This is a genomic window from Chitinophaga deserti (assembly GCF_003149455.1).
In the GTDB taxonomy this organism is placed as follows: Bacteria; Bacteroidota; Bacteroidia; order Chitinophagales; family Chitinophagaceae; genus Chitinophaga; species Chitinophaga deserti.
In genome coordinates this window covers 325,057-338,248 of the sequence record NZ_QFFK01000003.1, presented here as the reverse complement: position 1 = coordinate 338,248, position 13,192 = coordinate 325,057, and the positions used below count along the sequence as shown (strand labels likewise).

Annotated in this window: 8 protein-coding genes; 3 read left to right on the top strand and 5 right to left on the bottom strand. The window is 51.5% G+C overall.

From position 1 onward, the window contains the following. Positions 1-80 precede the first annotated feature (80 nt). Genes DEV76_RS08590 through glmS form a run of 3 tightly spaced genes read right to left on the bottom strand, consistent with a single transcriptional unit; the run spans position 81 to position 4,655 of the window. On the bottom strand, positions 81-653 hold the full coding sequence (locus DEV76_RS08590; RefSeq protein WP_109697195.1) for a DNA-3-methyladenine glycosylase I: 573 nt from the start codon (positions 651-653) through the stop codon (positions 81-83). Then, positions 641-2,809 (bottom strand): DUF4954 family protein, encoded by a 2,169-nt coding sequence (locus DEV76_RS08585; RefSeq protein WP_109697193.1) that lies wholly within the window; start codon positions 2,807-2,809, stop codon positions 641-643. The genes DEV76_RS08590 and DEV76_RS08585 overlap by 13 nt, the downstream gene beginning before the upstream one ends. 7 nt (positions 2,810-2,816) lie before the next feature. Then, the gene (gene glmS / locus DEV76_RS08580; RefSeq protein ID WP_109697191.1) at positions 2,817-4,655 is read right to left on the bottom strand and encodes a glutamine--fructose-6-phosphate transaminase (isomerizing); all 1,839 of its coding nucleotides are present in this window, start codon (positions 4,653-4,655) and stop codon (positions 2,817-2,819) included. Between the two features lie 283 nt (positions 4,656-4,938). Here glmS and DEV76_RS08575 point away from each other — a divergent pair, with 283 nt between their 5' ends. From DEV76_RS08575 to DEV76_RS08565, 3 genes are read left to right on the top strand one after another with little or no spacing between them, the layout of a single operon-like run. Then, positions 4,939-5,418 (top strand): carboxymuconolactone decarboxylase family protein, encoded by a 480-nt coding sequence (locus DEV76_RS08575; protein WP_109697190.1) that lies wholly within the window; start codon positions 4,939-4,941, stop codon positions 5,416-5,418. A 43-nt stretch (positions 5,419-5,461) separates the two neighbouring features. Further along, on the top strand, positions 5,462-5,803 hold the full coding sequence (locus DEV76_RS08570) for a YciI family protein (protein WP_109697188.1): 342 nt from the start codon (positions 5,462-5,464) through the stop codon (positions 5,801-5,803). A 55-nt stretch (positions 5,804-5,858) separates the two neighbouring features. Next, positions 5,859-7,091, top strand: coding sequence for an RNA polymerase sigma factor (locus DEV76_RS08565; protein ID WP_109697186.1), 1,233 nt, complete (start codon positions 5,859-5,861; stop codon positions 7,089-7,091). 91 nt (positions 7,092-7,182) lie between these two features. Here DEV76_RS08565 and DEV76_RS08560 read toward each other — a convergent pair whose 3' ends face one another. Both DEV76_RS08560 and DEV76_RS08555 read right to left on the bottom strand, forming a co-directional pair. After that, complete coding sequence (locus DEV76_RS08560; protein WP_109697184.1) at positions 7,183-10,764, bottom strand: TraB/GumN family protein; 3,582 nt, start codon at positions 10,762-10,764, stop codon at positions 7,183-7,185. Positions 10,765-10,814: 50 nt separating this feature from the next. Further along, positions 10,815-13,169 (bottom strand): S9 family peptidase, encoded by a 2,355-nt coding sequence (locus tag DEV76_RS08555; RefSeq protein WP_198651989.1) that lies wholly within the window; start codon positions 13,167-13,169, stop codon positions 10,815-10,817. Positions 13,170-13,192: the final 23 nt, after the last annotated feature.

Genomic DNA, 13,192 nt, shown 5'->3' with positions numbered 1-13,192 from the left:
TAACCCACAGAAAAACGCTGCACGTTCGCAAAAAAATACCGGCCTTATGGCCGGTATTTTCTTTTTAAGATTATCGTGGATCAGGGGTGATATTTGAAGCATCCCTTCACATGATCGTCTACCATCCCGCAGGCCTGCATATAAGCATAGCAGATAGTACTGCCGATGAATTTGAAGCCTCTTTTCTTCAGGTCTTTACTCATGGCATCGGAGATCTCCGTTTTGGCGGGCACATCCTTCATACTGGCAAAGTGATTACGGATGGTTTTACCGCCGGTAAACTGCCAGATGTATTTGGAGAAGCTGCCGAATTCTTTCTGTACAGCGAGGAAGGCCTTTGCGTTTGCGATAGTGCCCCTTATCTTCAGCTGGTTCCGGATAATGCCTGCATTCTGCATGAGCGCTTCCACTTTCTTCTCTGAATATTTCGCGATCTTTTCCGCGTCCCAGTTATCGAATGCCTTGCGGTAGTTCTCCCGTTTGATGAGCACGGTATACCAGCTGAGGCCGGCCTGTGCACCTTCCAGGTTCAGCATTTCGAACAGGTGATGATCGTCGTGGCTGGGAACGCCCCATTCCTTATCATGGTATTCGTTATACAGCGGGTCTGTTCCGGCCCAGCCACAGCGTTGCTTTTCTTTTACAGTTGCCATTTCTTCGTCAGGTCCTTTATTTGTTTCTTATAAGCTTTCAATTCTTCCGCCGTTTGCAGGATGAAACTGTTCTCATCCAGCTTACCCACCACATTTTCCATTTCCTCCGTGCTTTCGTAAGTCATCTGGCGGAAAGGGTTCTGATAATCCTTCTCGCGTGATTTGCGGATATTGACTGTAATAATACCCAATGTTTCTGCAGAATCATTCAGGAATTGGTGCAAAAGGTCAGGTGTGAGTCCGGATGGTTTAAGACCATGCAGTTCCAGCAGGCTGGCGAGGGCATGGCGGAGTTTATCTTCGTCGTATACGGCGCCGGTTTCGCGGTATGCTTCATGCAGCGCGTCCCAGCTGTTGATCTTATTCTTGCGGATGCGTTGCTTGATTTCGTTCAGGCGGTCTTCCGGCATGAGCTGTCCGCCCACATTGCTCCATGGGGTGCGGCGGCATTGTTTGAGGAAAGCCTGCAGATCGCTGAATCCTCCGAACCGTGCGTATTCGCAGAGCAGGTTGCGCATGGCATAGAGGGTAACGAGTTTGCGGAACAGGGGATAAGCTTTATCCACTTTCAGCAGTTGCGCTTTGCGGGAGGAGTTTTCACATCCTTCTGCCAGTATTTCCATCCCGGCAACTTTCAGTGGTTCTTCAGTAAGCAGGGTGCGCCCGGCTTTACGGTCTTTTCCGATTGCTTTTCCCACAGCGGTTTCAAACAGCTCCAGCGCAGTGAATACCTCGTTGATGGAATCAGGTGCAAGGTAATCGAATTCGATATGCTGGGTTTTATCGGTCCGGCGGTCGCGGTCAATATACTTCCAGGCGTTGCGGGCCAGGGCGTACATATTGTGCAGGAACCAGTAGCCCGGCATGATCTTCAGGGTATTGTCGTGCTCATCGTTCACCACAAGGCTAAACGGGAAGGGGATATGCAGTTCACTCATATAGTTTCCTTTCGCGATGAGCGTAAAGGATGCAAACATGGAGTTGTGTTTCAGGCTCACGCAGAGGCCCGGCCAGAAGCCCCTTCCGGCAATGATCTCACCATCCGCCCCGCGGGAATTATGGTTGGAGCCGATGGTGGCACCGGCGGCCATATTACTCTGGCCCATGATAAGGGCCGCGCAGAGGAAAGAATTATTATGGTGTTGTTCGTGTGCTGGAAAGATGAGTGAATTGAGTACTTCGCAGCAGGAAATAGTAGCGTTGTTGCCGAGGTAAGAGTTGATAAGGCGTGCGCCGTATTTAAGCTGTGAGTGGGAGGCCATCACAAAGCGTACGGCTTTTACTCCGTAGAACACGCGGCATCCGTAACCGATAATACCGTTCACCAGTTCACAGCCTTCCCCGATCTGGGAAGGTGCACCGGCTTCACTGTTGATGGTTACGTTCTTTATTTTATTAGCGCCTTTGAGATAAGCGTCTGTCCCGATTTTTACATCTTTAATGATCTTACAATTCTTGATCACACTACGGTCGCCTACTTCGCCATAATAACCACGGCGCTTATCGAATTGCTTTTCTGTGAAGGCTTTGAATTGCTTTTGCAGTCCATCGTCCGCCCGGTTACGGGTCCAGAGCCAGGCATCGCCGGGGAGCATGCCATCGAAAGGCAGCACACTACGGCCTCCATTCTCGTTACACAACTCCATCCAAATCCTTACATTCTCCTGTTCACCTTCTTTCACGATGCCGTTACCGAATTTACTATGGTCGGTAACCGCCATTTCGTTCACATTCGTGATAATAACTTCGTTCCCCACAATGTAATGGGAGAGGAAGTTTACGTTATGAACTACCACATTATCTCCGAAATCGCAGGAGGCGATGGTGCTGTAATATAGTCCTACAGGCAGCCGCAGGTTATGGAATTCGAGGAAGTAGGGCTCCAGCTTACCGATGCGAACAATACCATAAAACTGGCAGTGCTGCACAAGGTTGGGATCGAAGTCGTTATCCACGTAGATGTTGTTCCAGTCGTCGGAAGTATTATCGTTCCGCACCAGCGTTTCGATTTCACCGGCTTTCAGTTTGCGGTACACACTGGCTTTGCCGCGTTGCTGATCGCGCAGGTAATACTCATCGCGGCCTTTCGGCAGGTAGCGCCCTTCAACGAACTGATAACCCAGCTGGCTGAGGGGCATCTTGGCAATATGGTTCATACGCGCTTTATTCTACGGTTACTGACTTGGCGAGGTTACGGGGCTTGTCTACATCAAACCCTTTGCTGACACCGATGTGGTAGGCCAGCAGCTGCAGGGGGATGACGGAGATGATGGGGGCCACCAGTTCGTCGGCCTCCGGTACTACAATCACATCATCAGCCATGGAAGGGATCATGGCGTCGCCCTCCGTGGTAATGGCGATCACTTTACCTTTCCTTGCTTTGATTTCCTGTATGTTGGAAACGATCTTTTCATAGTAGCTGTCTTTCGTAGCCACAAACACAACAGGCAGGTTTTCGTCTACCAGTGCGATGGGGCCATGCTTCATTTCTGCAGCGGGGTATCCTTCCGCATGGATGTAGCTGATCTCCTTCAGTTTCAGTGCACCTTCGAGGGCAATGGGGAAATTGTAACCGCGGCCGAGATAAAGGAAGTCGCGGGCATCTTTGTATTTCTCTGCGATGACTTTCACCTGGTCGTTGAGCAGGAGGGCGGTGGCTACTTTCTCGGATACATCATGCAGTTCATCGAGCAGGTGCTGGAAGCGCTGTTCGGTGATGCTGCCCTTTGCCTGCGCGATCTTCAGGGCTATCATGGCAAGAACAGCGAGCTGTGCGGTGAAGGCTTTGGTGCTGGCTACGCCTATCTCCGGGCCTGCGTGGGTATACACCCCGCCGTTGCTGAGCCTGGCGATGGAGGAACCTACTACGTTGCAGACACCGAGGATGATAGCGCCTTTTTCTTTGGCACTTTCCATGGCCACCAGGGTATCGGCCGTTTCTCCCGACTGGCTCACGGCAATGATCACATCGCCTTTACCTACTACGGGGTTGCGGTACCGGAACTCGGATGCATATTCCACTTCCACCGGGATGCGGCAGAGCTCTTCTATAATATATTCTGCCACGAGCCCTGCGTGCCAGCTGGTGCCGCAGGCTACGATGATGATGCGGCGTGCGGCTGCAAGGGTATCGAGGTGTTCGCGGAGGCCACCTAAAGTGAGGGTGCCCGATTTAGCATCCAGCCTGCCACGGAGACTATCGAAAATAGTTTGCGGCTGCTCGAATACTTCTTTCAGCATAAAGTGATCATACCCACCTTTTTCGATAGCCGCCAGTTCGATGTCGAGCTTCTGGATGTAGGGGGTCTGGATCTCGTTGGAGATGTTTTTAAGGATCAGTTCATCGGCCCGGAGGATGGCGATCTCATAATCGTTTACATACACGACTTCTTTGGTGTATTCAACAATAGGCGAAGCATCGGAAGCAAGGAAGTGCTCGCCTTTACCTACGCCGATCACCAGCGGGCTGCCTTTCCGTGCGGCGATGAGCGTACCGGGATTATCTTCATCCACGATCACGATCACATACGCACCTACTACACGCTTCAGGGCAATACGCACGGCTTCTTCCGTAGAACAGTCATTGCTTTGCTTGATTTCCTGGATGAAGTGAATGAGTACTTCCGTATCGGTATCACTGCTGAACTGGTGGCCCTTGTTCAGGAGTTCCTGCTTCAGCTGCATGTAATTCTCGATAATGCCGTTGTGAACCATGGCCAGCTTCCCGTCTCCGGAGAGGTGAGGGTGGGCGTTACGGTCTGAAGGTTCTCCGTGGGTGGCCCAGCGGGTATGAGCAATGGCGATATGGCTTTTCACATCTTTACCCATTGCATACTCTTCCATTTCCGCCACTTTCCCTTTCTTCTTATATACTTTCAGTTTTCCGCCGTTGAGAAGGGCTACTCCGGCGCTGTCATATCCGCGATATTCCAGTCTTTTTAATCCTTTTAAAACTACGGGATAAGCTTCCCGGTGGCCAATATAGGCTACGATTCCACACATGGATACAGTTAGTTGAGAGGTTAAATAAGTAACAAAAACGGGTTCAATGTAAGATTTATCGGGCAATTAAGTATGATACTCAGGTAATTTTCCATTTGTATACAATTATTTAATCATGAATAAATGAAATGAAAGCATAGTTGTAAGCGGATCGACAGCTATTGAAAGCAGCGGGAGGAAAAATAATTTTTAAAAATATTTCTCCGGGATTGTCCAATCGGGATTAAGCCGTGCATTATTAGGGTATAGAACAAATAATTCACCACATTAAAAACATAACATCATGTCTGAAAGATTCAATCCCATCGAAAAAGGTTTCCCGGTAACCAAAGCTTTATTTTCTCTCGGCGCCTACCTGCACAGATCGCCTGTTTTGGAACAGCCGTTGCTGCACCTGATTTATATGCGTGTTTCGCAGATCAACGGTTGTGCTTTCTGTCTGGATATGCATTCGAAAGATCTCCTTGCCATGGGCGAAACCACCCAGCGCCTTTTATTGCTCGACGGCTGGCGCGAAACGGAACTTTATACCGACCGTGAGCGTGCCGCTTTTGCCTGGGCCGAAGCTATTACCCGCCTGAACAACCGTGAAGTGCCTGATGATGTGTATGAAGAAGCCCGTGAAATTTTCAGTGAAGAAGAACTGACGGAGCTTACCTTCGCCACCATGGTCATCAACAGCTACAACCGCTTCAATATTGCTTTCCGTATCACCGGCGGCAATTACGTGCCCGGTATGTTAAATACCAAAGCTGCTGTTTGAACTATTTATTCTTTAATTTCAAGTATCCTGTAAAACATATCACATGAAAGAATTCGCATTATTATTCCGTCAGCCTTCATACGATCATCTTGAATTGCCCGAAGCAGAGCAGGCCGCACTTTTAAAAAAGTGGCAGGACTGGCTGGGAGGAATTGCCGCTCAGGGCAGGCTGGCCATGCCGCCTACCCGCCTCATTCCCGGAGCAGGGAAGGTGCTTAAACCGGGAGGTGTGGTAACAGACGGGCCATTCGTAGAGATCCGCGAGCGCCTGGGAGGCCTTACTGTAATACGTGCTGAAAATCTGGAAGAAGCTACCACCCTGGCACATGGCTGCCCCGCCATTGATTACGGCGGCAGTGTGGAGATCAGGCAGGTAATGGGATAAATAATTTTAGATACGGTTCGCCTGCATTTGCAGGCGAACCGTTTATTTTGTGACCATGAGCCAGGAACGTACCACTATCGATCAGCTGTTTCAGCAGGAGTTTTCAAAAATGGTGGCGGTAATCAGCCGCCAGTTCGGGTTGGAGCATATCGAAACCGCAGAAGATATTGTGAGCGATACTTTCCTGACTGCAGCAGAAAACTGGGCGGAGAAAGGAGTGCCTGAGAATCCGGCTGCCTGGTTGTATGTGGTAGCCAAACATAAAACCCTGGCACATTTCCGCCGGGGGGATGTATGGCAGCAAAAAGTACTCCCGGCCGTAAAGGCCGGCATGGATACGGAAGAAGCGGAAACCGACCTCGACTTCTCCGCACAGAATATTCAGGACAGCCAGCTCCGGATGATCTTCGCTATCTGCAACCCGGCCATCGCCAGTGAGTCGCAGATAGGGCTTGCACTCCGCATTCTTTGCGGCTTCGGGATAGATGAAATTGCCGCCGCATTTCTCAGTAATAAAGAAACCATCAACAAAAGGCTCTTCCGCGCCAAAGAAAAACTCCGTACCGAAAACATCCGGATGGAGCTGCCGCCCGAGCATATGCTCGATGCGCGTCTCGATAACGTACTCCACATCATTTACCTGCTGTTCAACGAAGGATATTACAGCCGTACGCAGGATGTAATTCTGCAAAAAGACTTTTGCCTCGAAGCACTCCGCCTCGGATTGCTGTTAACCACCTTCCCCGTAACCGCCCAGCCACGCACTTATGCACTCATTGCCCTCATGTGTTTTCATGCATCCCGCTTTGAAGCACGGCAACAGGCCGGGGAAGAAATTGTTTTGTATGAAGAGCAGGACGAAACCCTGTGGGACCGTGAGTTGATTGCACAGGGCATGCAGTTTCTGGCGCTATCTGCATCAGGCAATTCCATCAGCTCCTATCACCTCGAAGCACGGATCGCTTTACTGCATTGCCAGAAAGAAGATACGCCAGAGAAGTGGCAGGAGATACTGGCTTTATATAACGAACTCCTTTTCATTCATTATTCCCCCAGCGCTGCACTCAACCGTACTTTTGCGTTGTATAAAGCCGATGGTGCAAAGGCTGCTCTTGCAGAAGCGGAAAAGCTGCAGCTGGAAGACAATCATTTTTATTGGGTATTGCTGGGAGAACTCAACAGTAAAACCGACCCTGCCAAAGCGGAATCCCATTACCGTCGGGCGTATGCACTGGCGCAAACTGTTGCGGAAAAGGAAGGTATTCTGCGTGCCATTAAGCGATTGTAAAGTAAACTGCTTATAAAAATCTTCAGGTGGATAATGCTACAGATGTATGTAGCAATATCCCCCTGATAATTTATGCATGAAACAGGTTTGTTTATTCGTAAACCGGGCGCTCCCGGTTCCTGTAGCGTGCTTTCCGTAACAGCTTCTCCTGCTGGGTAGCAATGGAAGCCTTCACATCCATGGGTTCCAGGGAAACTTCTACAAGGCCCAGTTTTGTAGTCAACTTTTTAGGATCTTCCGGCTGAAGGCCGCTAACTGCCAGGTGCCAGGTATCTTCCTGATTCCTGATACGGCATTTGTAGAAATACACCACTCCCTTTTTCAACCGGTAAGTAGTGGCCTGTTTACCGATATATACTACGGAATCTATCCGGTTTGCCCAGGCGGGTGCTGTCATCAGCACACTGCGCGACAGTAGCTCCTGCCTGCGGTAGCGCTCCGGAAAGCGTGCAGACTGATCTATTTTCTCCAGTTCTTCCCACAGCTCGGTACGATAGAGGTCCTGGGCGGCAATGGCTTCGAGCAGACTATCCTTCACCGGTACTCCGCGGCGGAGGTACAATGCTATCAGGTGAATCTGCTGGGCAGGGTGCTTCAGTTTCTCGAGGCTGTTGAAAAAGCGGGCAGCATTACGGTTCTGATGGCGGTAGGGAAGGAGGAGTATGGCATACTGCTTCACATCATCATCTGCCTCCTCGTATGTTGCTTTGCCTTCGGGGTCTTCTTCCTGCGTTTGGGATGCTGCCACCAGCGCCTGCAGGGCCGCGCGGGCGTCAAAAGCTATCTGGCCGAGGTGGTCTTCGTATACGGAAGGCGCCAGGGCACTACTGTCTACCGCCTGAGCCATGAAGCGGTAAATATTGCTTTTATATTCTGTGAGTGCGGTGAGCTGCAGCAGGCCGGGGAAGAGGCCGGCGCTGAGCTTCAGCGTATCGTACATGGGATAGAACCAGTCGTAGCTGCGGTCGCCATCTCCGAGGATGGGAATATCCGTTAGCACCAGTTCTTTAAAGAGTGCATTTGCTTCCGTGGTTTTCTGCATGAGGAGGGCCCGCGCCACGGCCTGCTGGAAAGTGGAAGTGTCTTCCGCAGCCAGGTAGGCGCTCTTCAGGTAAGGCAATACTTCAGGATGATGCAATGTGCCCAGATTGCCGATGAGGGACGATTTCAATGGCATGTAATCTTTTTCCTTCCCGCTCCAGCCACGTATCAGGCGTATGAGTGCAGGGGCGTCATTATCCTGGAAGCTGGCTGTGGCAGCAGATAATCTTGCGCCGGAACGGATAGTGCTGTCGGGAGATGTGAAGTCACGGATCAATGCCGGGCCCTGCTTTGTAAACATAGATTGCTGATCGGATGAATCGCCCAGTACGCGGAAGCTGTTGAAGAAAGTACGTACAAAATCCGAGGGACCGGCAGCCGGATCAATCAATGCCGTTACCCAGTACCGCATATGGTTATGGATAATTACTTTGTGCATGATAGCGCGCGATGAGTTGGTGTCTCTCATCTGCAACAGTAAATGGTGTGCTCCGTTCTCAAATTTCCGTTCCCGGGAGGCGATCACCATATCGTTTTCTTCACTGAGGTCTCCTTCAACAAGGCGCCAGTATTCGGTACTATCTATCGAATAATACGGATTGTATTTACGGACGGATACGCGTACTACTTCCCCCGTACTGTCTGCCACAAACCAGCGCACCTTATTCCGGGATACCTCACCGGAAGCGCGGCCCCAGCTGAGGGATTCCTCCACGGCTTCAGCCATATCGTCCTGCAATGCCTTTACGGGTGATTGTACGGTGAAGTGAAGCATGGTATCCTGTTCCTGCTTCATGGTGCCGTATTGCGCCAGTTCCGGCCGGAAGGAGGCAAGGAAAGCCTCTGCTGCCGGTTTGTCTTTAGTATAGCGGGCAGTTACCATCACGGTATGCGGCCCCTGAATGAAGAACCGCGCAATGGTGTGACTGTTATCCGTATTCTGATATTGTTGCTCCAGGCAATCGCGGCCCTGCCAGCGGATGATTTTCCTGGTGGTAGCGTGTTTGATGGATTTGGAAGCGCGGAAAGATTCTTCTGCGAACGAGAGTTCTACCGTATCCTCTTCCAGCCGTGTAAAGTTATGCAGCGGAATGCGCGACACCTGGTAGCTGTTGCCCGTATTCCGGTCCAGCATTTCGTATTCATTCCGCAGGGTCATAGCTGGAAGGGATACGGTACTGGCAAAGAAGGGAGCTTCGGGTATTTGTGCGCTGAACGCGCCGGTGGCGGAACGGTATTGTGTTTTAGGTACAATACTGTTGGAATAATCAGCCCGCAGGCGGATGGATTGCAGGAACCTGTCGCCTTCCGGCCCGGCTGCATAATCCCCGTTGCCGCTGATCTTAAAAATTAATATCTCGTGCGGGGTAACGAAGATGCGGTAGCGCTGCAGATCGCCACGGCGGGTGCGGCTTTCTATTGCAAACCCCGGTACTTCATTGTCCGTGATTTTTTTGAGGGATGTAATCTTCCCCGGTACAAATTCATACAGCGTACTGTCTATCCTGGCAATTACATCCGCAGATGTTTGTCCCAGGCTGAGGGAGTTGGTTTTGATCCGGCTCACGAGATAATAGGCTCCATTCGCGAGGTCGGCATATTGCAGCTGGCTGAGAGAAACGAGGCGGCTGAAGTTGAAAAGTTTACCGGGTAGCTCCACGGTAAAGCGGCCATCTTCTGCGGTATATTCCCTGAACTGAACGGGCGCCTTCATTTTATCCAGTTCATCTTTCTGTTTACTGTCGCGGTTGGCGTATTGGATAGGCCGGAGGGTATAACCTGCTTTCCTGAGCAGGTTGATCACTCCGCGGTCGCCAGGGAGGTGGGCTGCCCCAACTCCGGCAAAAAGACTGCTCTTCCGGATGATGGAATCAATAGCATGCGCCATATTCTCATTACGCACGTACAGGAACTTTTCAAGGAATGCAGGGGACTCCGATTGTTTGTTGGAAAGGGAGTCCAGCATATCGAGGTCGCCCCTGCGGTAAGCATCGTTCAGCAGTTCTCCGGAAGTATTACGGAAACCACCGGAACGCCCCGGTTTGCGGTTCTGCCTGTCGAGACTGGCTTCGCGGTAAGCTTCGAACATCAGTCTTTCCGATTCATCGAAATTTTCAACGCCGGCAGCCTTTTTTCCGAGCTTGCTGCCTACCTGGTAGATGTACATGTCGAGGAAAGTGTTTTCCTCGAAATCTTCCTGCATGGCATAGGAGCGGTATAACAGGTGGTTGATCATTTCAGGGCGGTAAGCCAGCCCTGCTTCCAGTGCATCTGCATAAGATGATAAGGTGAAAGCCTGATCGGGAAGGGTTTTGCGCTGAAGTGGCCTGCGCGATGCCATGCTGCCGAGGAAGAACATGCGGCTGTTGGAAAAGTCTTCCTGCAAACGTTCGGGATTGGTTTCGAGCGCCACCATATCCGACTGGCGGATGCAGTGGTAGAAAGAATCGCTGAGATGGAATGCCAGTTTACTGCTCACGTGCATGGTACCGAAGAGGTAGGAGGGTTTCCGTAGGCCATTACCGGAGATTTCCCATAACAGGCCCTGGTACCGTGGCTGTTGCTGCGCTGCGGAAGTGAGTGAAATGGTCAGCAGGAGCGCCCCCAGTGCCAGTGTTCTCCGGAATATCATAAGGTTGCAAGGGATGGTGTTACCAAATATACTTAAAAAAAAGCAGCGCCTTAATGGCGCTGCAGTTCGTTTTCAAAGAGTTTCAGGATCCGTTTGTATTCGTCCGTCCAGCTGCTGGGCTCTGTAAATCCGTGATCTTCCACGGGGTATACGGCCAGCTCCCATCCGTCTTTCCCCAGTTCTATCAGCCGCTGGGAGAGCCGCACAATGTCCTGGAAGTGCACGTTCACGTCTACCATGCCATGGCACATCAGCAGCTTGCCTTTCAGGCCTTCCGCATAATAGATCGGGGAGGAGCGGCGGTAAGCGATGCTGTCGGTAAACGGTTCGTTGAGGATGTTGCTTGTATAGCCGTGGTTATAGTGTGCCCAGTCGGTTACAGAGCGGAGCGCGGCACCTGCGGCAAAAGCATCCGGCTCGGTAAAGAGGGCCATGAGGGTGATGAACCCGCCATAGCTGCCGCCATAGATACCTATGCGTTTAGGATCGATGCCATGCTGCTTTGCCAGCCATCTGGCGCCATCTACCTGGTCGGTAAGGTCTTTACCTCCCATGTGCCGGTAAATGCCTGTGCGCCAGTCTCTGCCATAGCCTGCACTACCGCGGTAGTCGATATCCAGTACGGTATAGCCAAGGTCGGTCAGCAGGTTATGGAACATATACTCCCGGAAATAATTGCTCCACCATTTATGTGCATTCTGTAAATATCCGGCACCATGAACGAATACTACGGCGGCACCGTTCTTCTTTGCAGCTTCGGGTGTATATAACCGGGCGTACACAGGCTGGTTGTCGCGGGCATTGAAAGTAATTACATTCGCTTCGCGCCAGGGATACGAGCGGAACTCATCGCTCATAGCTTTATCAGTGATCTGCTGCGCGGGAACTCCGGCTTTATTTTCCTGCAGATACATTTCCCAGGGATGGTTGGAGTTGGAATAGCGGTAAGCGATCCACTTTTCATCCGGACTCATACTTACCGTATTGGCGCCGCTCATTGCCGTGATACGCTCTGCCTTTCCGCCGCTAACCGGCAAACGGTAGAAATGCTGCTCGCCGGGGTGTACTTCATTGGTGGTAATGTAGAAATGCTTATTGTCGTTAGACAGCTGAGCCGTCAGCACCTCATATTTGCCACTGGTGAGCGCAGTTTTTTTACCGTTGGTGACATTGAGGGTATAGAGATGGCTGTAGCCCGTGGCCTCACTCTGGAACCAGCAGGTTTGTTCATCGGTCCAGCCGAGACTGCCCCAGCTAATGCCGGGCCCGCTGATCCATGCTTCATCGCGCTGGCGGTCTAGCGGTGTGAGTTTGCCGGAAGCGGCGTCCAGCAGCATGATCCAGCGGTCTTTATTGTCCTGTGCGCGAATGTGAACGATGGCATGTGTGCCTTTGGGCGACCAGTAAGGGCCGTTGATAATAACGGGCCTGATGGTTTTGCCGGTATCGCGGCCGGGATAGTCTTTTACATAATCCGGTTTATCGTAGATGCCGGGGATTTGCGCGGTACGGATAGGGAAGGAGGTATCTTTTTCACGGTCGTATACGAACGATTCATAGCTGGGCTGTGCGCTGCCTACTTTGGAGCGGCTGCGGAGGTCAGATGTATAGGCATTGTCAGTCACGAAATTAGGGACCTCAGTGCCACGTGCCATGGCCTCGCGGAATACGCGGTATACGACAAACCTTCCGTCCGGGCTCATACGTGCATCGTTTAGAGAGCGGTCGTCGAGGTAAAGGGAGCGGAGGGAGCGTGGTTTAGGAAGATTGTTATTGTAAGCGGTGGCGGCGTCGGACTGCGCTTTCTTCTCACGCAATACCAGGAACAGCTCCTGCTGCTGGTTGTTGAGGAATTTATCCTGATCCGACAGGGATTCGCTGCGCTTGGGAGGCCTGGCGCCCATCACAAAATCGGTCATTTGTTCGGTGGCCCCGGTAGCAGGGTCCCAGCTGTAAATATTGCGCTCGCGGCGGAAGAGGATGCGGCTTTCGTTGAATCCGAATTCTGCTCCCGATTCCAGGTCGGAAGTATAGGTAACCCGTGTATCTTTACCGGAGGCCAGGTCGCGGAGCCATACATCACCCTGCCAGGTGTATACGAGGCGGGTGCGGGCCTGGTTCAGTGTACCACTCTGCAACGCCTGTATGTGCGACCTTTCGGAAGGCACTGTTTTCACAGGCTTGTGGTTAGTTAGGGTAATAGCGTGCAGGGAGTCTGCAGGTGATTTTTCAGGGTTCCAGTTGAAATAAATGGTTTTACCATCTATCCCCCAGAAAATATTATCGGGAGATGTGCCGATCCATTTCGGGTCGCGCATGATTTTTTCAACTGAAAGGGGCTGTGCCTGCTGGGCGAAGGCGATGGCCGGCCCGCAAAGCGATGCGAGTAGCGTAAGGCGTTTCATGATTGTTGGCATATTCTCTTAAA

Excerpts from the sequence above, each read along its gene's own strand:
- DEV76_RS08565 (WP_109697186.1), top strand. The coding sequence starts at position 5,859 with ATGAGCCAGGAACGTACCACTATCGATCAGCTGTTTCAGCAGGAGTTT.
- DEV76_RS08560 (WP_109697184.1), bottom strand. The coding sequence starts at position 10,764 with ATGATATTCCGGAGAACACTGGCACTGGGGGCGCTCCTGCTGACCATT.
- DEV76_RS08570 (WP_109697188.1), top strand. The coding sequence starts at position 5,462 with ATGAAAGAATTCGCATTATTATTCCGTCAGCCTTCATACGATCATCTT.
- glmS (WP_109697191.1), bottom strand. The coding sequence starts at position 4,655 with ATGTGTGGAATCGTAGCCTATATTGGCCACCGGGAAGCTTATCCCGTA.
- DEV76_RS08585 (WP_109697193.1), bottom strand. The coding sequence starts at position 2,809 with ATGAACCATATTGCCAAGATGCCCCTCAGCCAGCTGGGTTATCAGTTC.
- DEV76_RS08575 (WP_109697190.1), top strand. The coding sequence starts at position 4,939 with ATGTCTGAAAGATTCAATCCCATCGAAAAAGGTTTCCCGGTAACCAAA.
- DEV76_RS08590 (WP_109697195.1), bottom strand. The coding sequence starts at position 653 with ATGGCAACTGTAAAAGAAAAGCAACGCTGTGGCTGGGCCGGAACAGAC.
- DEV76_RS08555 (WP_198651989.1), bottom strand. The coding sequence starts at position 13,169 with ATGAAACGCCTTACGCTACTCGCATCGCTTTGCGGGCCGGCCATCGCC.